We start from the raw sequence: 19,207 nt of genomic DNA, 5'->3' as shown, positions 1-19,207 counted from the left end.
CCGGACTCCGATGTGTCCACGACCGCGGTCAACGGGCCGTCGAAGCCGGGGCCGAAGCCGTCCGGCGCAGGCCGCAGGCAGTGCGCTGGATGCTCTCCACCGGCTCGGACTCGTCTCCGGGCAGCCCGGGTCCGAGGCTCAGCGCCGGTGGGCGGCGGCGTCGGCGAAGACCATCGGCGACCGCCGCCACGTACAGTCCGTCGTGGCCCGAAGACGATCGCCGCGAGCACCTCACAGTCACCATGACGACGCCGCCCACCGCCTTGCGGCCGTGTCGGAGCGGGCGGCACCACCCGCTGGAACAACTCCCACGACCCGTCCGGGACCAGCCGCTCCACGATCGTCATGTCTCAGGGCTACGAGCCCAGATGAGACGACGTCTAGGCGACCGTGAGGACGATCTTGCCCTGGATGTGTCCTCGGGCGGCGCGTTCGTGTGCCGCTCGGGCGTCCGCGAGCGGAAACGTGCTGTCGATCGCGACACGGATCGTGCCCGCGTCGAGCAGGCGTCCCAGCTCGGCGAGCTGCGCGCCGTTCGAGCGGACCTGGGCGCTCGAGACCGTGACGCCCAGCTTCGCGGTCTCTTCTTCGTCGAAGTCCCCGGGGAAGACGGGGAACTGGGCGCCACCGCGTTTGAGCGTACGCAGGAACCGCCTGCTGTCGGGACCGCCGACGGTGTCGAGGACGAGGTCGACGTCGCGTGCGAGTTCCTCGGGGCGGCTCTTGGTGTAGTCGATGAACCGGTCGGCACCGAGCTCACCCAGGAACGATTCGTGGGCGCCCGAGGCCACCGCGATGACGTGCGCGCCCTTCCATTTCGCCAGTTGCAGCGCGAAGTGCCCGACGCCGCCCGCGGCGCCGTTGACGAGCACCGTGGTGTCGGCGTCGAGCGGCACCGGGCGGTGCCGTGCCCTCTGGAAGGGTGAGGGGTGATCGTGTCCGACCTCGATCAGGAACTGCCACGCCGTGAGTGCGGCCATGGGCGCACCGGCGGCGTGCACGTGGTCGATGCCGGTCGGCTTGCGTGCGAGGTCCGACGCGGGCGCGGCCACGTACTGGGCGTACGCGCTGCCGTGGAAGCTGGGAAAACGCAGGAGGCCGAAGACTTCCTCGCCGACGGCGAGGCCGTCCACGTCCGGGGCGACGGCTTCGACGACGCCCGATACGTCCGTTCCCGGGATCACCGGCAGGCTGACCGTCGATTCCGTCTCCCCAGGCATGGTGGTCAGCCCGCCCCGCAGGTACCAGTCGGGGGGATTGACGCCGACCGCATGGACGCGAACGAGCACCTCGCCCGGCCCCGGCTCGGGAATCGGCACCTCGTCGTAGCGCAGCACCTCAGGGCCGCCGTGCTCATGGAGCCGGATCGCCCTCATCGTGTGTGTCGGCATCGTTTTCTCCTGCCCGTGCCGGGGGATAGGCTTATTCGGATCAGTGCTCCACATAAATGGATCACTGATCCGAATATATGGACCACTGATCCGGATAGTCAAGGGGGACAGGTGCGGGCCGACGCCAGGAAGAACCGCGACCACCTGCTCGCAGTAGCGGGCACCGCCATCGCCGAGCAAGGCGTCGACGTATCCCTGCGCGACATCGCGCGCAGGGCCGGTGTCGGGCTCGCGACACTGCTGCGTCACTTCCCGACGCGCGAGGCCCTGCTCGAGGCCCTGCTCCGCACCAGCTTCGACGGGCTGACGGCGAGGGCGGGCGAGCTCGAGACGTCGAGCTCGCCCGAAGACGCTCTCGTTTCGTGGCTGCGCGACTGTGTCGCGTGGACAACGGAGTACCGGGGCGTGACAGTGCTGATGGCAGCCGCCATCGAGGACACCGAGTCCGCACTCCACGCTGCGTGCGTCACCCTGCGCGCGGCCGGCGCACGGCTCCTCACCCGCGCCCAGGCCGCGGGCGCGGCGCGGACCGACATCGACGGCACCGACCTGTTCGCGTTGGTGGCGGCACTCGCGTGGCTCGGCGATCAGCCCTCCCTCGCCCCACGCGCCGATCACCTCTTCGATGTCGTCGCGAGCGCGATCCTGACCAGCGCGGCGAACACCGGTACCGGGGGAACACCGCCCCCGGGCCCTTAGACGCCGTTTCTATTGGCTTGATCGTTCGTTGAGCGGTGCATGACGGTTCTGGTCGAGCGGTTGGTGCCGGACGAGTTGTGGACGCTGTTCCGGCGGGTGGTCCCGCCGACGGAGGTCATACGCCCGCAGGGCGCGGCCGCTGACGGGCCGGGGACCGCGAATGTCTGGCGGCGATCATCTTCGTGGCCACCTCGGGCTGCACCTGGCGGCAGTTGCCGCCGGTGTTCGGGCCGGCCTGGCCCACCGTCTACCGGCGCTTCGCCCAGTGGAGCCGGGAGCGGGTGCGGGCCCGGCTGCACCGGGTCATCCTCGACGAATTCGGCGTGCGGGGTGAGCTGGACTGGTCGCGGTGCGCGATCGACTCCGTCAGCGTCCGGGCGGCAAACGGGGGCCACTGACCGGACCGAATCCGACCGACCGTGGCAAGCCGGGATCGAAGATTCACCTCATCACCGACCGAAACGGCGTACCGTTGTCGCTGGGGATCTCCGGCGCCAACCTGCACGACAGCCTCGGCCTGCAGCCGCTCGTGCGCGGGATCCCGCCCGTCCGCTCCCGCCGGGGCCCGCGCCGCCGGCGTCCGGCCAAGCTCCATGCCGATAAGGGCTACGACTACGATCACCTGCGGAAATGGCTTCGCGAGCGTCGCATCCGCCACCGCATCGCCCGCAAGGGCATCGAGTCCTCCACCCGGCTCGGCCGGTACCGCTGGGTTGTCGAAAGGACCGTGTCCTGGCTGGCCGGCTGCCGAAGGCTGCACCGCCGTTACGAGCGCAAGGCCGAGCACTTCCTGGCCTTCGTCGGCATCGCCGCAGCCCTCATCAGCTACCGCCGACTCACCAAATGAAACGGCGTCTTAGCCGGCATGGCCGCACGCCGGCCGCGGCCTCGGCCGCGCGATCGGCACGGGAGGGGTTCGACGTCGAATCCACCAAGCCGGCCGACACCGTTCGGCAACTGCGGGGCGACGACGACGCCGTGCGGCGCTGGTTCGGTGCCGGAACGCTCGACAACCTGGTCGCCATGCTGGGTCCGGCCGACATCGATGAGCCTTGGGCGCGCGTCCTCACCGCTCGGTGACCCGGCACCAGGGGAGAGAGGTGCAGGAGCGGTGGGCAGGCATGTCGGAAGCGGCCAGTAGCCTCGGGCACCATGGGCATTCAGATCGACGTAGTGGTGGGTCACCCGGTCGACGATGAGGTGGAGAGGGTGCTCGGGTTGGCCGAGGCGGTCGGCGAGCCCGTCTCCGTCACGTTCATGTGGGAGGGGCGCGAAGAGGCGGAACGCGCGGTACTGGTGCCCGCGGCCACACTGGCGCTCTGGGAGCATTGGGCCCCCACCGCCTACCCGACGAGGGGCGCCGAGGACGAGAACCAGGCCGTGGCGCAGGAGCCGGAACTGGCCCACCCGGAGGAATTCGGCGCGTTCACGCTCTTTCGCCGTCGCGTGGGAGGACGCACGGCGGTTGCTCGCGAAGGCGTGGTGGTCGCCGAGCTGCTGGACCCCGACGAGGCGCACTGGCTCCAGGAGAAGGCCCGCAATGTCCGCCAAGGCTTCATGGATCCGAAGCAGAAGGCGGCGTTCGAGGAGTTCCTTGCCCGGCAGGCATCCCTCGATGAGGAGTGACACGCCGACTCATGCTCCGCGGACTTGTGATTGATCTCCGGGCTCTGGTCCGCTGCGTGCGGTACGGTGACGCTCGGTCACGGCAACAGGACACGTTTACGGAGGAGTTCGAAGCCGACGCGGCCGAACACCTGGCGTTCGAGCCTCTTGATGCGGTTGACGTGGCCTTCCGCGGCGCCGGAGCCCCAGGGCAGGGTCAGGCCGGCGGCGACGGCGCCAAGGCCGCGTCGAGGTGTCGAGCGGACAGGTGGCCCGTCGGCCGGGGTGATGACGCGGCCGGCCCCGCCTTCTCCGGTGGTTCGTCGGGCGGTTGCCGGCGCGGGGCGCGGGCAACCGCCGTGCCGATGGACGCACTGTTCGGCGGCTTCGCCCCGGCCGTGTCGGAGATGCCGTCGGCCGGCAGCGTCGGTCGGTGGCCAGGCGGATCCTGAAGGTCAGGACCCGCCGGACTGCTTCCCGTGCGGGTCGGAGGCGTTGATCGTCGCGACGACCCGGTCGTAGTCGCCGCGGGCCTCGCCGTAGCGCAGGAACTTCACCCGCTCGACCTGGATCTCCTTCGCGTCGGGCTGCGTCTCCAGCAGAGCGACCGTCTCGGCCACGAACTCGTCCAGCGGCATGGCGAGTTCGTTGTCCTCGTGCCCGGGCAGCAGGGCGGTGCGCACGGCCGGCGGCACGAGTTCCACGACCTTCACCGAGGTGCCGGCGAACTGCAGCCGGATGGACTCGCTGAGCATGTGGATCGCCGCCTTCGACGCGTTGTAGCTCGGGGTGACCTTCAGCGGCGTGAACGCGAGGCCCGAGGAGACGGTCATGATCGTGGCGTCCGGCTGTGCCTGCAGGTGCTCCACGAACGCGGCGATGAGCCGGATCGGGCCGAGTACGTTCGTCGTCACCGTGGACTCCGCGGAGGCGAGGAACGACGCGGGATCGCGCCAGTCCTCGATGTTCATCACGCCGGCCATCGTGACGAGGACGTTGAGGCCGGGGTGATTGGCCAGGACCTCCTTCGCGGCGGAGGTGATGCTCGCGGCGTCCGTGGTGTCGATCCGCACCGTACCGATGCCGGGGTGCTCGGCCGCGATCCGTTCCAGCAGCTCGGCTCGTCGGCCGCCGACGATGACGGTGTTGCCCCTGGCCCGCAGCTCGAGGGCGAGGGCGAGACCGATGCCGCTGGTGGCGCCGGGGATGAAGACGGTGTTTCCGGTGATGTTCATGCCTCGACTGTCACCGATTCGGCGCCGCAGATGCAGAGACCGGTTATCGGGGGATCGGCGATCCCTGGCCCGCCCACCGTGACCGGGCGACAATCGACCTCATGGACCGTGCAGCACTGGCCGACTTCCTGCGCCGCCGCCGCGAGGCGCTCCAGCCCGAGGACGTCGGGCTGCCCACCGGCGCGCGCCGGAGGGCCCCGGGTCTGCGACGCGAGGAGGTCGCGTCCCTCGCCGTGATGTCGACCGACTACTACACGCGGCTGGAGCAGCGACGCGGTCCGCAGCCGAGCGAGCACATACTGGCGTCGCTCGCCCGGGCGCTGCGGCTGACCGGCGACGAGCGCACCTACCTGTACCGGATCGCCGGGCACAACGCTCCGGCGCCGCTGTCGTCCTCGACCCACGTCGCCCCCGCACTGCTCCGCGTGCTGGACCGCCTCGACGACACTCCGGCGTGCATCCTGTCCGACCTCGGGGAGACGCTCGTGCAGAACAGGATGGCCGCCGCCCTGCTCGGCGACGCATCGGGGTACACGGGCCTCGCCCGCAGCGCGGTCTACCGCTGGTTCACCGATCCCGGGGAGCGGTCGCGCTACCCCGAGGCCGACCGCGACCGCCACAGCCGCGCCCAGGTCGCGAGCCTGCGCGCCGCCTACGGGCTGCGGGGCCCACGGTCCCAGGCCGGCGAGCTCGTGCGCGCCCTGCAGAGGACGAGCGAGGAGTTCGCCGAGCTGTGGGAGCGGCACGAGGTGGCACAGCGCTTCGAGGACCACAAGACGCTCATCCATCCCGAACTCGGCGCGCTCGAACTGGACTGCCAGGCGCTGTTCACCGAGGACCAGTCCCAGACCCTCCTCGTGCTGACCGCTCCGCCGCGGACCGAGAGCCACGAGAAGCTGCAGCTGCTCGCCGTGCTCGGACTGGACCGCTTCGCCGAGACGGAGCACCGGTAGGACATGGTGGTGCCGGCCGGTCCAGGAACGTCCCTCGAAGTGCTCCAGGTCCAGGCCGTGCCCGAGTTCCCGGTGGTCGTGCCCGATGCGCCAGCGGATCTCTGCCGGGCGGACCAGCTCGGCGACCGGAGCGTCGGCGATCAGGGAGCCTGCCTGCGTTGGATCATGGTGCACATGATCGAGGAATACGCACGTCACAACGGCCATGCCGACCTCATCCGCGAGCGGATCGACGGGTCTACCGGCGCATGAGGCGCGCCCGCGCGGCCGGAAGGTGACCAGGAACCTTCTTGCGGCTGACGCCGTGGCGGTAGCGGGCGGCGGCGAACGGGTCGATCGCGAAGACCTTGCGACTGCCCCTGCGCGGGGCGGTCACGAAGAGGCCGTGGCTGGCCGGTCTCGATGGCCACCGGTATCGGAGCATCGGGGCTGTCGCCGTGTCCGGCCAGGAGGTCCGGCAGCTTGTTGCAGCCGGCCACATCGTCGGTGATGCGGGTTGGGTGAACAGGGGGCCGGAGTCCTCGACAACGGCGACGTCGTGATGGCGTTCCGCCCGGTCGAGGCCGCGGAAGACGGTCAAGCTGTCCTCCCACGTCCGCTTGTACATGCAGGTCACGAGCACATGTGGGCACGTGGAGCTCTGCTCCCAGGGCTCGTCGGTCCGCCATCTCAGCAGCCGTTCGCAACACCAGCGCACTCCAGGGGTCCCGATCTGTCCGCAGAGGTCACGGGCTCGCGAGTGAAACAAGAGATCGATCCTGGAGTGGGTTCACGCCGTGACGATCAACGTCCGCCCCCGCCGTGGGTTTCGCGGTGATCACGGAGGCACCGGGCCGTGCCGCTCCTGGCAGAGGCCTGGAACGGCCGGGGGAGACGGAGGCATCGGCCCGGTGCCCGCGTCACCCCGCGACGGCGCTGCCACGTTGGCTGATGACCTGAGACGATCTTCGTCCCGACACACCGGCGGAAACCCACTCGACCAACAACGTGACAGCCCCCTGCGAGGGACTCCATGACGTTCACCGACCGTCACTGATCCCCGGGCCCGCCGACCTGACGGTCGGCAGGCCCGCCGTCAGTCCGTCGAACGCAACCGGTCCAGTTCGCTGCCGATCGCACCCCGCAGTACATCGTGCTGCGGGCCGAGCCTGAACCGCTCGTCACTCCACCGCTCACGCGGATACAGCCACACCGGCTTGCCCACCAACTCGGCCGGCTCCCACTCGAAGCGCGGCCAGACATGGGCGTGCAAGAACGGATCAGTGTTCCCCAGGATCTCCAGGTTGACCCGACGGAATTCAGGGTCCAGTTGCCGACAGGTCCGCTCAACCGCTTCCCCCAGTCGGTCCATGTCGGACAGAAACGACAGCCGCTTGGTCCTCGGCAGGTCGGACAGCCGCTGAACATTCAGTTCATCCACGAGGAGAACCGAGTAGCCCGGCAGGAACTGCACATCCCCGATCACCGCAAATCCCGACGCAAGCCGCCGCAGAACGGTCGGGTTTTCACCCCGCAGAGCAGCCCCGATCCGGTCCGTCCGCCAGTCACCAGTCATGGACCGAACCTATCCACAGGCGATCAAGACCTGCTCTTCACTCCCCGCCTTTCCCTCTCACTTCAAGGGCCAACGGAGCGAGGCGAGGGGCGACCCGGGCCGTTTTCAAGAATCGCCATCAGGGCATCGTTCAGTCGGCCGCATCGACGAAGCCCATCTTCCGGTTCATGGCAATCGCGCTCGCGTTGGCCGGATGATGAAAGGTGCGGACCCTGCTCGCTCCGCACTCCTTGACGAAAGCCATCCCGAACGTCTTCATGGCGATGGAGATGCCCTGACCTCGATACCGGGCTCTCACGCCGGTCATCTCGTTGACCATGAAGTCCTCATGCCGCGACGTCGCCGCCATACCGATCCAGGCCTCGCCGTCCAAGGCGATCACGACACCTCGCGGATCGTAGGACGGCACCTCAAAGCGCCGCTCGACATATTCGTCAAAGGAGTAGAACTTTCCTCTTTCCGGTATGTCGGCAGCGCATTCCCTGTTGAGCTCAAACAGCGCCCTACGACGCTCCGGCGTGTCTCCCAGATCAGCGAGAGTCGTGAAGCGTAAGCCCTGGGCCTGGCACTTCGCCACATACTTCTCGAAGCGGTCCTGATCGAACCCGGCAACGTCAAGTTCGAGTTTCACCCAATGATCAGCCACGACTGCCTGCCTTCCGCTCAGCTGAGTCGAAGCGCGGTAGTTTGTCACACAGGCGGGCTTGTTGCCACCGGCACGGTTGGACCGTCGCCGCGGCGGTCGCTGTTGTGACGGCTCGCGAACCCCTCTCCACGCCCTTCACCGCCTCCAGCACGGCGGACGAGGTGGTGCGGGGCGTTGACCTCACCGGCATCCGCGCGATCGTGACGGGAGGTTCCTCGGGCATCGGGATCGAGACGGCCCGCGCGTTGACCGCGGCTGGGGCGCAGGTGACGCGCGCCGTGCGGAACACGGCTGCGGGTGACGCCGTCGCTGAAACGATCGAGAGATCGACCGGAAAGATCCGCCCCCGAGTCGTCCGGCTGGACCTCGCCGACAGGACCACCGTCATGCCGTTCGTCGACGCGTGGAGCGGCCCGCTTCACCTGTTGATCAATAACGCGGGCGTAGTCACCGGTGACCCCGAACGAACCCGCGAGGGCTGGGAGTGGCAATTCGCGACAAACCATCTGGGTCACCTCGCGCTCGCCATCGGCCTCCACGACGCCCTGGTCCTCGGAGCGTCCGAGCGCGACGGAGCACGGATCGTCTCGGTCAGTTCGACGGCGCACATGCGTGCCAGCATCGACTTCGACGACCTCCACTTCGAGCGGCGCAGCTACGATCCGCAGATTGCCTACGCCCAGTCGAAGACGGCGAACTCCCTGTTCGCCGTCGAGGCGATCCGCCTGTGGGCGTCCGACGGCATCGTCGCCGATGCAGTGAACCCCGGCGGTGTCGCGACGGGTCTGCAGCGGAACTTCACTGCGCAACAGAAGCAGTCACTCGATGCGGCCGAGGCCGCCGGAGTCTTCACGTGCAAAACGGTCCAGCAGGGAGCCGCCACCAGCCTTGTCGCGGCCGTCGCCCCGGAGTTCGCCCACTCAGGAGGCCCCTACCTCGATGACGCGCAAAAGGCCTGCACCGTGACGAACGACGCCGACCTCGCGCAGCACCCGCACGGTGTCAAGGAATGGGCGCTCGATCCCGCTATCGCCAAGCGCCTCTGGGCGGTCTGGACCGACATGCTCCGCGTCTGACCTCCCGTCGTCACAGCACCCAGCGTCCGATCCGACTCCTTGATCAAAGGCTCGGGGCGCACGTCGATCAGCCGGACGCCGTGGCGGGTCACTCGCGCGTTCCCGCCAGCTCGGCCGGCCTCGTGCGCAGTGCCGCGAACGCCGGCACGACGGCGGCCACCACGGCCAGCACGGCGCTCGCGGCCGCCACCGCACCGATGGCCTCCCAGGGCACGACCAGCGGTGACCAGACGCCGAGGAGTCCCAGCGCACCCCAGACACCGAGCAGGTTCAGACCGGAAACGACAGCGCCGAGGACGGTGCCCACGGCCACGACCACCAGCGCCTCCACCGCGACGAGACGGAGCACCTGCGGTTCGGTCGCCCCGGTGAGACGGAGAACCGCCAGGTCACGGACCCGGTCGGACGTGGCCATCACCAGCGTGTTCGCCAGGGCGATACCCGTGTACACGAGGGCGATCCCGAGAATCATGAGCAGCCCCAGGCGGGTGTTCTCGCTGGAGCGGGGATGGCTCTTTGCCACCCAGGCGTCCTTCGTCAGGACCTGCGTACCCGTTACCCGGCCCGCTTCGCGCAGCCGCGCCTCGACGGCGGCCCGGTCGGCGCCGTCACGGAGCCTGATGTCGACGCGGTCGACAGCCGCACCGGCGGCGTTGCGCGGTGTCACGTACACGCCGTTGCTGCCGGTGCCGACGCGCAGCACGGCCGCGATACGCAGTGACACCTTGCGGCCGTCGCCGAGCCACACGGCGACCCGCTGTCCGACGGTCCGCGTCCGCCACTCCTCGTTGACGATGATGCTCTGGTCGTCGAGGTCGGTCACCCGGCCCGACACCACCGGCAGCGCGGACACGGCGGCGAGTTCCGCCGGTTCCACTGCCCTGGCCTCGGACCGCACGAGGGCGACGCCTTCCTCGAGCACGCTCACAGCGGTGGAACGGGAGGCGCCGACCACGGTGCCGGGGATGTCCCGCGCCCGCTGCGTGAACCGTGCGGACAGCGAGCCGTCCTCGCCCTGCGCGACCGCCACGTAGTCGGCGGTGGTCTGAGCCCTGGCCTCGGTGGCCTTGGCCTCGTTGACGGTGGCCGTCGTTCCCGTCAGGGAGGCGGCCAGTGCGACGGTGATGACGACGGGGGCGGCCACGGCGGCCGTCCGGCGCACGCCGGTAGCGGTGTTCTGCCGCGCCAGCATCCCGGTGGCGCCGGGAAGCCGGGCGGGCAGCCAGGTCATGAGGCGGGTCAGCGGTCGCACCAGAACGGGTGCGAACAGCGCGAACCCGACGATCAGCAGCATCGGCTGGGTGATGTACGTCTTCCGCTTGAGCACGTCCCCGGGCTCGGTGACGAGCGTCCAGCACAACAGGCCCAGGCCGGTCACCAGGACCCCGGTGCCCAGCAGCCGGCGGCTCAGGGGCATGACACGGCTGTCGACGGCGGCGTCGCGCAGCGCCTCGGTGGGCCCGACCCTCCCCGCCCGGTGCGACGAGACCGCCACACCGGCCAGGGCCACGCCCAGGCCCAGCCAGAAGGCCGTGTGCAGCGGCCAGGCCTGGTCGCCGATGGCGAACCACGACGGCGCGATACCGGCGTCGGCCATCCATGCGACGAGCCGGGGTGCCCCGGCCTGCCCCAGCCGGCAGCCGGCGGCCGAGGCCAGGACACCGATGACGAGGGCTTCGGCGAGGACCATCCGCCGCACCTGGCGAGGGGTGGCGCCCGCCATGCGCAGCAGGCCGAACTCGCGCCTGCGCTGGGCCACCGCGAAGGAGAAGGTGGAGGCCACCACGAAGACCGAGACGAAGCCGGTGATGCCCGCGGCCGTACCGAGGAGCGCGTTGACCGAGATCAGGGCCTCGCTGTCCCGGTCGGGGTCCGGATCCGCCCGGCGCCGGTCGTCGCCGGTGAGGACCACCATCCCGGAGCCGGCCCCGACCGCCCGGCGGACGGCGGCGGCGTCCGCGTACGCCACCACCGCGTCGACGCGCGGGGAGAGCCTGGCGGCTTCGGAGTCGGTGAAGAACACCGCGGTCTCGAAGTCCGTGGCCCGTACCGTGCCGACGACCGTGCGGCTGCCGGGTCCGTCCGGCGTGGTGACCCTGACGCGGTCACCGAGCCGCACGCCGGCCCCGGGACCGGCGGTGACGACGATCTCCTGGGACGTCTCGGGTGCCCGGCCGCCGGTGAGCCGGTACGGCGTGGCCGCCGTGACCGACCACGGGTGCCCGACCGTTCCCTCGCCGCCGCCGGCCAGCCGGATGCCCGCGACCGTGACGGGGAACGAGCGGTCCTCGACCGTGCGGCCGAGCCCTCGGAGCCTGGCGGACAGCTCCTCCGGAACGGCCCTGGGATCGGCGAGACGCTGCGTACGCTCGCCGATCGGGGTACGCACCCGCAGCGTGTCCGATGCCCGGACCACCACCGGAGCCCTCGCGAAGCGCTCCGGTCCGCGCTCGGGAGCCTGGAAGGTGGCCGCCAGCGCGAGGCCGGTGGCCGTGATGAGGGCCGCGCCCAGGGCCAGGGCGACGAAGGACCCGACGAACGTGACCCAGCGGGTCCGCACGCCGTTCAGGGCGAGGCTCAGCACGGGACCACCGACAGCCGGGTCATGCGCGAGGCGACCTGCCCGGCGGACGGGGCGTGCACCTCGTCCTGCACCCGGCCGTCCGCCAGGAACAGCACCCGGTCCGCGTACGAGGCGGCGACCGGGTCGTGCGTCACCATGATCACGGTCTGGCCCCGGTCGACCATGCCGCGCAGCAGGGCCAGGACCTCCCGGCTGGTCCGGGAGTCCAGGGCGCCGGTCGGCTCGTCGCCGAAGAGCACCTCCGGGCGGGTGACGAGGGCCCTGGCCAGGGCCACGCGCTGCTGCTGGCCGCCGGACAACTCGCCGGGCCGGTGGCCGGCCCGTTCACGGAGCCCCACCTGCTCGAGGACGCCGAGGACGGTCGACCGCTTCGGGCGGCGGCCCGCGAGACGCAACGGGAGCGCCACGTTCTGCTCCGCCGTGAGGGAGGGCAACAGGTTGAACGCCTGGAACACGAAGCCGATCCGGTCACGCCGCAACAGCGTCAGCTTGGTTTCGCCGAGCTTCGTCAGGTCCGTGTCCCCCAGCATCACGGTGCCGCTGGTAGGCCGGTCGAGCCCGGCCGTGCACTGGAGCAGAGTCGACTTGCCGGAGCCGGAAGGGCCCATGACGGCGGTGAAGGTGCCCTTGGGGATGGTGAGACTCACTCCGTCCAATGCGGTGACCGCATCCGCTCCGGTTCCGAAGGACCGGGTGACAGAACTGAGCCGGACGGCTGCTTGATTCATGGTGACCACTCAACTCGTCCCGGACGCCGTCCACATCGCAGCGAAGCGGAGTTCTGGTGGTGGAGACAGCTCCACCCTGCCGTGGGCGCCTGTTGCCCACACCCGTGAACCGCCGCACCGGAAGGGAGGGGAAGCCGCGGTCGGCAGGACCTGCCCGGGCAGGGACGGTACGTGCACGCGACCACGGCGGACCATGTCCGGGGAGCACGCCTCCGGGAGCATGCGCAGGCACCCGACCGGCCCCGGCCGGCGCATTGCGACCGGGCCGGCTCCCGCGGTGAGCCAGCTCCCGCCCAGAGGTGGAGCTAGCTGGGTGGTCACCCCTGGAACGGGCTGCTTAGGGTGCGGTCATGCATCCGCCCACCGTCTGGCAGGCGCTCCAGTCGCCTCGCTACGTTCTCAGCAGCTGGCCGTGGAGAGCCGCGCTGTACCTGCTGAGCAGCGTGGCGGTCGGCCTGGCCGCTCTCACCTCGCTGCTCCTGCTGGCGGTCGCCGGGAGCCTGCTGGCGGTGGCGCTGATCGGCATTCCGCTGTTGCTCATGCTCACGCTGTCGGGTATTCCGCTGGCCGCTCTCGAACGCCGGAGACTGCTGCTCATCGACTCCGCCGTCCTGGTCAGCCCGCACCGTGAACCGGAGGGCACGGGCCCGGCGGCCTGGGCGCGCGTCCGCTTCAAGGAGCAGTCGACCTGGCGGGAGCTGGGATACGGGGTGCTGTTCGCCTGTGTGCTGTGGCCTCTGGAAGGGCTCGCCGTGGGAACGGTGATCGCGGTGTGCGGCGGTCTGCTGAGCACCCCGTTCGTCATGTTCCTGGCCGGTGACGGCGAAGAGGCCCGGGTTCTCAAGATCTGGATGGCCGACTCGTATCCGGAAGCGTTCGGTGCGGCGTTCGCCGGAGCGGTGCTGCTGCCACTGCTCGCTTATCCCCTGGGCGCCGTGGCCGCCGGGCGTGCCGTGCTGACCCGGCAGTTGCTGTCCTGCGGGGAAGGCGGCCTCGACTCCCGCATCCAGGAGCTCGGCCGTTCCCGGATACGTCTGGTGGACGCCTTCGAGGCCGAGCGCCGCAGGATCGAACGCGACCTTCACGACGGCGCGCAGCAGCGGCTCGTCGCGCTGTCCATGACGCTCGGCCTGGCCCGGCTGGAGAGCCCGGGCGAACCGCTCAACAGCCTTCTCGCCAAGGCGCACGACGAGGCGGGGACGGCACTGGTGGAGATGAGGGAACTGATCCGGGGCATCCACCCCCCGGTACTCACCGACCGGGGGCTGCAGGCCGCGGTCGAGGACGCGGCCGACCGGTCGGCAGTACCCGTGGAGGTGGATCTCGACCTGCCGGGCAGGCTGCACGAATCCGTCGAGACCGCGGTGTACTTCGCGGTGTGCGAGGCCCTGGCGAACGTGGCCAAGCACAGCGGAGCGACCCGCGCGGGCGTACGGGGCAGGCTGGAGTCGGGCACGCTGGTCGTGGAGGTCGTGGACGACGGCGTCGGCGGTGCGGACACGGCGGCCGGCACCGGCCTCCAGGGCGTGGCCGACCGCATCTCGGTGCTCGACGGCCAGCTGCTGGTGTCCAGTCCGCCCGGCGGCCCCACCGTCTTCCGCCTTCGGGTTCCCTGCACTTCTGCCGCCTCCCCCACCCGAACGAGGATCTGATGTTGCGCATCGTGTTGGCCGAGGACAGCGTGCTGCTGCGTGAGGGGCTCGTCGGCCTCCTCGAACGTTTCGGTCACCAGGTCGTGGCCGGTGCCGGCAATGCGCGGGAGCTGATCGAGGCGGTCGCGGAACACCGGCCGGACATCGTGGTGACGGATGTGCGCATGCCGCCCGGTTTCACGGACGAGGGGCTGCGGGCCGCGATCGAACTGCGGGAGCGGGAGCCGGCGTTGGCCGTCCTCGTCCTCAGCCAGTACGTCCAGCGTTCCTACGCCGGGGAACTGCTCGACTCCTCGGACGGAACCCGCGTCGGCTACCTGCTCAAGGAGAGGATCGGACACGTCGAGGAGTTCGTCGACGCTGTCCAGCGGGTCGCCGCGGGAGCCACGGTGGTGGACCCGGAAGTGGTCCGGCAACTGCTGCGCCACCGCCGTGCTCCTCTGTCGAGGCTCACCGCCCGTGAGCAGGAAGTGCTCGCGCTCATGGCGGAGGGACGGTCCAACGCCTCGGTCGCCGAGGCGCTGCACGTCAGCGAGGGAACGGTCAGCAAGCACTTCGGCAGCATCCTGACGAAGCTGGATCTCTCGCTGACCGATGCGACGAACCGCCGTGTCCTGGCCGTGCTCGCGTACTTGCGCGGCTAGGGCCTGCCGTCGGACTCCCGCCTGCCCCGCGACGCCCTGCACGCCCTCTCGCCGCACCGGGCGCGGACCCGAGTGCATCCCGTACGAGGGTCCGTGCCCGGCACGCCGGGAGCACGCACCCGACGCCGCGGGGCCCGCCCTCCGGGCGGACGACGGGAATGTGACGACAGGCCCCAGGACGGACAGGGAGAGGGCAAGAGACACAACGGCGGTTCTGCCTGTTCGGATTCGCATACCGGCCAATCTGGCCCCGGTCCCCGCAGGGACACGTCCGCCGGCAGGGGGAGCCGACCCCGGCATTTCACTGAGCTTCCCTCTCCTGGCTTTTCAGGGTCGGGATCACCCCATGCCGACCGGGAAGAACGGCTGCAGCCGTTCCCGCTCGGCGTCTGCCGGATCATCCCGTCCCACCCACGGCGGATCCGGCCGGCTCGGTACGGCCGTCCTGCCCCGAGCCCAGTTGCACCAGGTCGCACAGTGTCCGTGCCGTGAGACCGGCGGCAGGGCCGCGCCTACCCGCCGACCGCGATGAACCACCGGAGCGGGGGCTGGGCCTGGCCGCCCGGCGCCACCGCGGGCGGGTCACGGGGCACCCTGGAAGACAGACGCCCCCGGATCTCTCCCACCCGCAGCGCGATCGGCGGTTGCGGCGAGGTCCTGTGCCCCGTACCAGGCGGGGTCTTCACCGCCGGCCGGTTCACCCCCGGGGGCCCAGCGCTCACCAGGCCGGTACCCGGAAACCATGTCCTTCGGCTCGGGGCCGTCCGGGGCGCTCCTCGTCATCGTCCGGGGCGAAACCGATGATCCACAGCCCGAACGGGACCCCGGCCGTGAACGGCAGGCAGGATGCGCCAGCTGCACGCGGTGCTACGCGGTGCCCCGGCTGCTTGCGGCGCTGGAGACGGCCGCGGCGCCGGCTGGGGCACCGAACCCGCGGCAGGTGCTGACGATTCCGGAGGCGACGCCGGTTTCATGCGGGGCGACGCTGCCGAGGGCGGTGGCCGCGACGGCGACGGACAGGGTGCCCAGGCCGGCCGCGGCGATGCTCACGCCGGTGCCTCGGCCCCCGGCCCGGTCGCGGTGGAGGAGCCGGAACCCGGCCCGCTCGTGGCACCGACGCCCGACGGCCGCGTACTCACCGGCCGCGGCGACGGATCGTGGACGCAGCTGGGCCGCCTGCCCGAGGGCGGTGAGGCAACGGTGCTGACGGCGGTAACCATGCAGCGACTGCCGGCCGCCGACAGCACCGACGCCGTCCACGAATCCGCCGACGGCGGCCGTGCCCGGGCGCTCCGCCACCGCCCGGCAACCGGTCGGGAACACCACTGGCGTCATACCCCCAGGGGGTATATGGTTTCTGTGTGTGGAGCCAAGCCACCGGCTCACCTCGCAAGCCGAACAGGGGATGACGGGTCATGGACCACAGCACTCACCACACCGGTACCGCGCACGGCCACACCGCCCCTGCGGGCGGCCACGGTCACCACGGCCCCTCGGAACACGGTGGCCACGGCAAGGGCGCCTCTTGGTCGACGGCGGTGAAGGCGACGCTGCACTGCCTGACCGGGTGCGCCATCGGCGAGATCCTCGGCATGGTCATCGGCACCGCCCTGCTGTGGGGCAACGTGCCCACCATGGTCCTGGCGATCACCCTGGCCTTCGTCTTCGGCTACTCCTTCACCCTCTTCGCGGTGGTGCGCGCCGGACTTTCCCTCAAGGCCGCGATCAAGGTGGCGCTCGCCGCCGACACGGTCTCCATCGCGGTGATGGAACTGGTCGACAACACGATCATCGCGCTGACCCCGGGCGCCATGGACGCCCACCTGTCCGACGGGCTGTTCTGGTCGGCGCTGCTCGGCGGCTTCGCCGTGGCGTTCGTGATCACCACACCGGTGAACAAGTGGATGATCGGTCGCGGCAAGGGCCACGCCGTCGTCCACGCCTACCACTGACCCGCATCAGCGCAGCGCCGGGCGGCCCCTTCGACCGTCGAAGGGGCCGCCCGGCCATGTGCGCGACGGCGTCAGCCCGGGCCGGCGAGCAGATCGTTGCACGCCTGCTCGCAGCGCCGGCACGCCTCGGCGCACACGCGGCAGTGCTCGTGCACGTCCGCGTGGGCGGCGCACTCGTCCCCGCACGCCTTGCACACGGGGGCGCATGCCTTGAGCACGGCCCGGGTGATGTCGGCGTCGTAGCCGGTGTGCCGGGACAGAACGGCCGCAGGGGCGTTGCGGATGTCGGCACAGTCCATGTCGGTGCGGATGCACTTGGCCAGCTCCCCGACCATGCCCTCCGACAGGCACGTGTCCGCGCACGCGGTACACGCCTGTGCACAGGCCAGGCACGCCTCGATGCACCTGGCCATGGCCTGCTGGTCCACGCTGCCCAGGTCGGCAGGGTAGGTGCGGAGCATGTCGTTGACGGAAGTGCTCATCAGGCCGATCCTGTTCTGCTGCGGGCAGGGCGCGGTACGCGCCCGCGGGCCGGGGCGTCAGGAGGTACGACCGCGGGCCGGAGCCGGCGTCCGAAGCCGCCCGGCCTCGCCGCCGTGGTGTTCGTACTCGCCGCCCACCTGGGGCCAGGGGGTGTCCTGGCGGCGAACCGGCACTGGACAGGCGGGGCCGTAGGTGCTCTCCTTGCGGTCCTCCTGCTGAAGGCAGCCGTTCCGGGCGGCTTCGCTGCGCACCGCAGGGCCACCAAGCGCCGCCGGAGCCGTCCGCAGGACTCAAGGGGGCGGCAGCGCTGGTGACCGCCTCGTGAGGTGGCTTGCCGGAGCGTCCTGGCTCACCTTCCGCGGTGGCCGTCCCACGCCAGGGGCCGCATGATCAGCACGGTGTACGCGGGAACCGGCAGACCAGCGCCCCGGCCGGCAACCGACATGAAGGCGGCGCGGTCCAGCTCAACGGGTGAGCCCCGGCCCAGGAACGGAGGGCGCCTGCGGGTGAGGGCTCCCACGGCTGATACTGGGGAACAGTCTTCAAGGGGGGCGGCTTGCGGTGACGTGGTCGACGGGGCTGCTCGGGTTCACCGCAGGGCTGCTGATTTCCTTTTCGACGGCTCCGGTCGGCGTCTCCGGCGCGATGTTCCTGCTGCCCGTGCAAGTCAGCGTGCTGGGGGTGCCGAGCCCGGCAGTGACGCCGACGAACCTGTTGTTCAACGTCGTGGCCGGCCCCGGCGCGCTGCTGCGTCACCGCAGGGCCGGACGCCTGGGCGGGCCACTGCTCCGTCTGCTGATCGCGGGCACCGTGCCAGGGGTGGTCATCGGTGCGGTGATCCGTGTGTTCGCCGTCCCGGGCCCGCGGGTCTTCCGGCTCCTGATCGCCGCCCTGCTTCTGCCGCTCGGAGTGTGGCTGTGGCTTCGCACCCTACGGCCGGTCCGCGGCCGCCTCACCGGGCAGCCCTCACCTCGTGCCACGACAGCGCTGGCCGTGGTCGTCGGCATCGCCGGCGGCATCTACGGGATCGGGGGAGGCTCACTGCTCGGACCGGTCCTGGTCGGACGCGGGCTGCCGGTGGCCACGGTGGCGCCCGCCGCCCTGGCCTCGACCTTCGTGACCTCCGTGGTCGGCGCGGCCACCTACGCGTTGCTCTCACTGGCCGCCACGGGCGACATCGCCCCCGACTGGCCGCTCGGCCTGGTGTGCGGACTGGGCGGCCTGGTCGGCGGATACCTCGGCGCCCACGTCCAGCCGTACCTGCCCGAGACCGCACTCCGGCTTCTGCTGGCCGCCGTCGCCGCCGGAATCGGCATCCTCTACGCCGTCCAGATCCTGCACAGCTGACAGGACGGGCGCGCGCTCGCCGGACCCAGCGCTGTGAGAGCCGCGAAGAGCAAGCTCAGAGGCGTACGGCATGCCCACGGGGGCGCGCACACGTTCCCGTGCAGGACGGGCGGTCGATGCCCTGATGCGTGAGGCGGGAGGCCAGGACCTCGAGCATCGCGGTCCCGGCCTGCCTGGCGGCGTCGTCCTCGACATCCTCCACGCCGATGACGACGGCGGGCACGGAGGCGGTCCGGGAGGGCGGCGGCTGCCCGCCAGGGCCGTTGCGTGCAACCGGCAGCCGTCGCCGCCGCGGTGGACGAAGCCACGCATGGGGCCTGCCTCGGTCGTACCGTGAGGAGCTCTCGTCAAGGGGCGCGGCGAAGCTTGAAGCGGGAGAAGGGACAGGCCTGCGGCCCGTCCCTTCGTCGGGTCCGGAGCAAGGCCTCAGCTTGCGGCCTCGAAGCCGCGCAGGCGCAGGCTGTTGCCGACGACGAAGACCGAGGAGAACGCCATCGCGGCACCGGCGATCATCGGGTTGAGCAGTCCGGCCGCGGCGAGCGGCAGGGCGGCGACGTTGTAGGCGAAGGCCCAGAAGAGGTTGGAGCGGATCGTGCCGAGGGTGCGGCGGGCGAGCCGGATGGCGTCCGCCGCGGCACGCAGGTCGCCCCGTACGAG

17 protein-coding genes and 6 pseudogenes are annotated in these 19,207 nt (G+C 70.8%); 11 read left to right on the top strand and 12 right to left on the bottom strand.

Annotated features, from left to right (window positions below):
• Positions 1-209: 209 nt before the first annotated feature.
• A pseudogene (locus AB0L29_RS34550) lies at positions 210-347 on the bottom strand (IS5/IS1182 family transposase); the annotation flags it as partial.
• A 33-nt stretch (positions 348-380) separates the two neighbouring features.
• On the bottom strand, positions 381-1,391 hold the full coding sequence (locus AB0L29_RS34545) for an NADP-dependent oxidoreductase (RefSeq protein WP_365833164.1): 1,011 nt from the start codon (positions 1,389-1,391) through the stop codon (positions 381-383).
• A 111-nt stretch (positions 1,392-1,502) separates the two neighbouring features.
• Here AB0L29_RS34545 and AB0L29_RS34540 point away from each other — a divergent pair, with 111 nt between their 5' ends.
• The 4 genes and pseudogenes from AB0L29_RS34540 to AB0L29_RS34525 all read left to right on the top strand — a co-directional run bounded on the left by AB0L29_RS34540 (position 1,503) and on the right by AB0L29_RS34525 (position 3,716).
• A complete protein-coding gene (locus AB0L29_RS34540) occupies positions 1,503-2,090 on the top strand; it encodes a TetR family transcriptional regulator (protein WP_365833162.1) in 588 nt (195 codons plus the stop codon).
• 39 nt (positions 2,091-2,129) lie between these two features.
• Positions 2,130-2,937: pseudogene (locus tag AB0L29_RS34535) on the top strand (IS5 family transposase).
• Positions 2,934-3,170, top strand: coding sequence for a hypothetical protein (locus AB0L29_RS34530; RefSeq protein WP_365833160.1), 237 nt, complete (start codon positions 2,934-2,936; stop codon positions 3,168-3,170). The pseudogene AB0L29_RS34535 and the gene AB0L29_RS34530 overlap by 4 nt, the downstream one beginning before the upstream one ends.
• A gap of 72 nt (positions 3,171-3,242) precedes the next feature.
• Positions 3,243-3,716: a hypothetical protein gene (locus AB0L29_RS34525; RefSeq protein ID WP_365833158.1), complete on the top strand. Its 474-nt coding sequence runs from the start codon at positions 3,243-3,245 to the stop codon at positions 3,714-3,716.
• 434 nt (positions 3,717-4,150) lie between these two features.
• On the opposite strand, the gene AB0L29_RS34520 is transcribed toward AB0L29_RS34525, so the two are convergent.
• A complete protein-coding gene (locus AB0L29_RS34520) occupies positions 4,151-4,930 on the bottom strand; it encodes an SDR family NAD(P)-dependent oxidoreductase (protein WP_365833156.1) in 780 nt (259 codons plus the stop codon).
• Between the two features lie 101 nt (positions 4,931-5,031).
• Here AB0L29_RS34520 and AB0L29_RS34515 point away from each other — a divergent pair, with 101 nt between their 5' ends.
• On the top strand, positions 5,032-5,883 hold the full coding sequence (locus AB0L29_RS34515) for a helix-turn-helix transcriptional regulator (protein WP_365833154.1): 852 nt from the start codon (positions 5,032-5,034) through the stop codon (positions 5,881-5,883).
• On the opposite strand, the pseudogene AB0L29_RS34510 reads toward AB0L29_RS34515, so the two are convergent.
• Positions 5,884-6,009, bottom strand: a pseudogene (locus tag AB0L29_RS34510) (IS701 family transposase); the annotation flags it as partial.
• A gap of 6 nt (positions 6,010-6,015) precedes the next feature.
• Between AB0L29_RS34510 and AB0L29_RS34505 the strand changes: the two are divergent.
• Positions 6,016-6,135 (top strand): annotated as a pseudogene (locus tag AB0L29_RS34505) (DUF664 domain-containing protein); the annotation flags it as partial.
• Between the two features lie 34 nt (positions 6,136-6,169).
• Here the strand turns inward: AB0L29_RS34505 and AB0L29_RS34500 are convergent.
• The 3 genes and pseudogenes from AB0L29_RS34500 to AB0L29_RS34490 form a co-directional block, all read right to left on the bottom strand.
• Positions 6,170-6,490, bottom strand: a pseudogene (locus tag AB0L29_RS34500) (IS110 family transposase); the annotation flags it as partial.
• 468 nt (positions 6,491-6,958) lie between these two features.
• A complete protein-coding gene (locus AB0L29_RS34495; RefSeq protein ID WP_365833152.1) occupies positions 6,959-7,438 on the bottom strand; it encodes a diadenosine tetraphosphate hydrolase in 480 nt (159 codons plus the stop codon).
• A 130-nt stretch (positions 7,439-7,568) separates the two neighbouring features.
• Positions 7,569-8,084 (bottom strand): GNAT family N-acetyltransferase, encoded by a 516-nt coding sequence (locus tag AB0L29_RS34490; protein WP_365833150.1) that lies wholly within the window; start codon positions 8,082-8,084, stop codon positions 7,569-7,571.
• 104 nt (positions 8,085-8,188) lie between these two features.
• On the opposite strand from AB0L29_RS34490, the gene AB0L29_RS34485 reads away from it, so the two are divergent.
• A complete protein-coding gene (locus AB0L29_RS34485) occupies positions 8,189-9,160 on the top strand; it encodes an SDR family NAD(P)-dependent oxidoreductase (RefSeq protein WP_365833148.1) in 972 nt (323 codons plus the stop codon).
• An 88-nt stretch (positions 9,161-9,248) separates the two neighbouring features.
• Here the strand turns inward: AB0L29_RS34485 and AB0L29_RS34480 are convergent, their stop codons facing one another.
• Entirely contained in the window at positions 9,249-11,744 is a 2,496-nt protein-coding gene (locus tag AB0L29_RS34480; protein ID WP_365833146.1) for an FtsX-like permease family protein, read from the bottom strand.
• The gene (locus AB0L29_RS34475; protein WP_365833144.1) at positions 11,738-12,472 is read right to left on the bottom strand and encodes an ABC transporter ATP-binding protein; all 735 of its coding nucleotides are present in this window, start codon (positions 12,470-12,472) and stop codon (positions 11,738-11,740) included. Before AB0L29_RS34475 ends, AB0L29_RS34480 begins: the two co-directional genes overlap by 7 nt.
• A gap of 350 nt (positions 12,473-12,822) precedes the next feature.
• Between AB0L29_RS34475 and AB0L29_RS34470 the strand changes: the two genes are divergently transcribed.
• Together AB0L29_RS34470 and AB0L29_RS34465 are read left to right on the top strand one after the other, a co-directional pair.
• Positions 12,823-14,124: a sensor domain-containing protein gene (locus AB0L29_RS34470; RefSeq protein ID WP_365833142.1), complete on the top strand. Its 1,302-nt coding sequence runs from the start codon at positions 12,823-12,825 to the stop codon at positions 14,122-14,124.
• The gene (locus AB0L29_RS34465) at positions 14,124-14,768 is read left to right on the top strand and encodes a response regulator transcription factor (RefSeq protein ID WP_365833140.1); all 645 of its coding nucleotides are present in this window, start codon (positions 14,124-14,126) and stop codon (positions 14,766-14,768) included. Before AB0L29_RS34470 ends, AB0L29_RS34465 begins: the two co-directional genes overlap by 1 nt.
• A gap of 867 nt (positions 14,769-15,635) precedes the next feature.
• Here the strand turns inward: AB0L29_RS34465 and AB0L29_RS34460 are convergent.
• Entirely contained in the window at positions 15,636-16,103 is a 468-nt protein-coding gene (locus tag AB0L29_RS34460; RefSeq protein WP_365833138.1) for a hypothetical protein, read from the bottom strand.
• Between the two features lie 80 nt (positions 16,104-16,183).
• Here AB0L29_RS34460 and AB0L29_RS34455 point away from each other — a divergent pair, with 80 nt between their 5' ends.
• A complete protein-coding gene (locus tag AB0L29_RS34455) occupies positions 16,184-16,720 on the top strand; it encodes a DUF4396 domain-containing protein (protein WP_365833136.1) in 537 nt (178 codons plus the stop codon).
• Between the two features lie 71 nt (positions 16,721-16,791).
• Here AB0L29_RS34455 and AB0L29_RS34450 read toward each other — a convergent pair whose 3' ends face one another.
• Positions 16,792-17,202 (bottom strand): four-helix bundle copper-binding protein, encoded by a 411-nt coding sequence (locus AB0L29_RS34450; protein ID WP_365833134.1) that lies wholly within the window; start codon positions 17,200-17,202, stop codon positions 16,792-16,794.
• Between the two features lie 562 nt (positions 17,203-17,764).
• Here AB0L29_RS34450 and AB0L29_RS34445 point away from each other — a divergent pair.
• On the top strand, positions 17,765-18,550 hold the full coding sequence (locus tag AB0L29_RS34445) for a sulfite exporter TauE/SafE family protein (protein ID WP_365833132.1): 786 nt from the start codon (positions 17,765-17,767) through the stop codon (positions 18,548-18,550).
• A 426-nt stretch (positions 18,551-18,976) separates the two neighbouring features.
• Here the strand turns inward: AB0L29_RS34445 and AB0L29_RS34440 are convergent.
• Positions 18,977-19,207 (bottom strand): annotated as a pseudogene (locus AB0L29_RS34440) (heavy metal translocating P-type ATPase); the annotation flags it as partial.

Origin of the sequence: Streptomyces sp. NPDC052701, from assembly GCF_040678355.1 — a bacterium.
Lineage (GTDB): Bacteria > Actinomycetota > Actinomycetes > Streptomycetales > Streptomycetaceae > Streptomyces.
This window is presented reverse-complemented; position numbering and strand designations above follow the sequence as displayed.

Bases quoted from the DNA above. Each gene is read 5' to 3' on its own strand.
- AB0L29_RS34520 (WP_365833156.1), bottom strand. From the start codon at position 4,930: ATGAACATCACCGGAAACACCGTCTTCATCCCCGGCGCCACCAGCGGC.
- AB0L29_RS34455 (WP_365833136.1), top strand. From the start codon at position 16,184: ATGGACCACAGCACTCACCACACCGGTACCGCGCACGGCCACACCGCC.
- AB0L29_RS34460 (WP_365833138.1), bottom strand. From the start codon at position 16,103: ATGACGCCAGTGGTGTTCCCGACCGGTTGCCGGGCGGTGGCGGAGCGC.
- AB0L29_RS34515 (WP_365833154.1), top strand. From the start codon at position 5,032: ATGGACCGTGCAGCACTGGCCGACTTCCTGCGCCGCCGCCGCGAGGCG.
- AB0L29_RS34525 (WP_365833158.1), top strand. From the start codon at position 3,243: ATGGGCATTCAGATCGACGTAGTGGTGGGTCACCCGGTCGACGATGAG.
- AB0L29_RS34495 (WP_365833152.1), bottom strand. From the start codon at position 7,438: ATGACTGGTGACTGGCGGACGGACCGGATCGGGGCTGCTCTGCGGGGT.
- AB0L29_RS34450 (WP_365833134.1), bottom strand. From the start codon at position 17,202: ATGAGCACTTCCGTCAACGACATGCTCCGCACCTACCCTGCCGACCTG.
- AB0L29_RS34475 (WP_365833144.1), bottom strand. From the start codon at position 12,472: ATGAATCAAGCAGCCGTCCGGCTCAGTTCTGTCACCCGGTCCTTCGGA.
- AB0L29_RS34530 (WP_365833160.1), top strand. From the start codon at position 2,934: ATGAAACGGCGTCTTAGCCGGCATGGCCGCACGCCGGCCGCGGCCTCG.
- AB0L29_RS34545 (WP_365833164.1), bottom strand. From the start codon at position 1,391: ATGCCGACACACACGATGAGGGCGATCCGGCTCCATGAGCACGGCGGC.
- AB0L29_RS34465 (WP_365833140.1), top strand. From the start codon at position 14,124: ATGTTGCGCATCGTGTTGGCCGAGGACAGCGTGCTGCTGCGTGAGGGG.
- AB0L29_RS34470 (WP_365833142.1), top strand. From the start codon at position 12,823: ATGCATCCGCCCACCGTCTGGCAGGCGCTCCAGTCGCCTCGCTACGTT.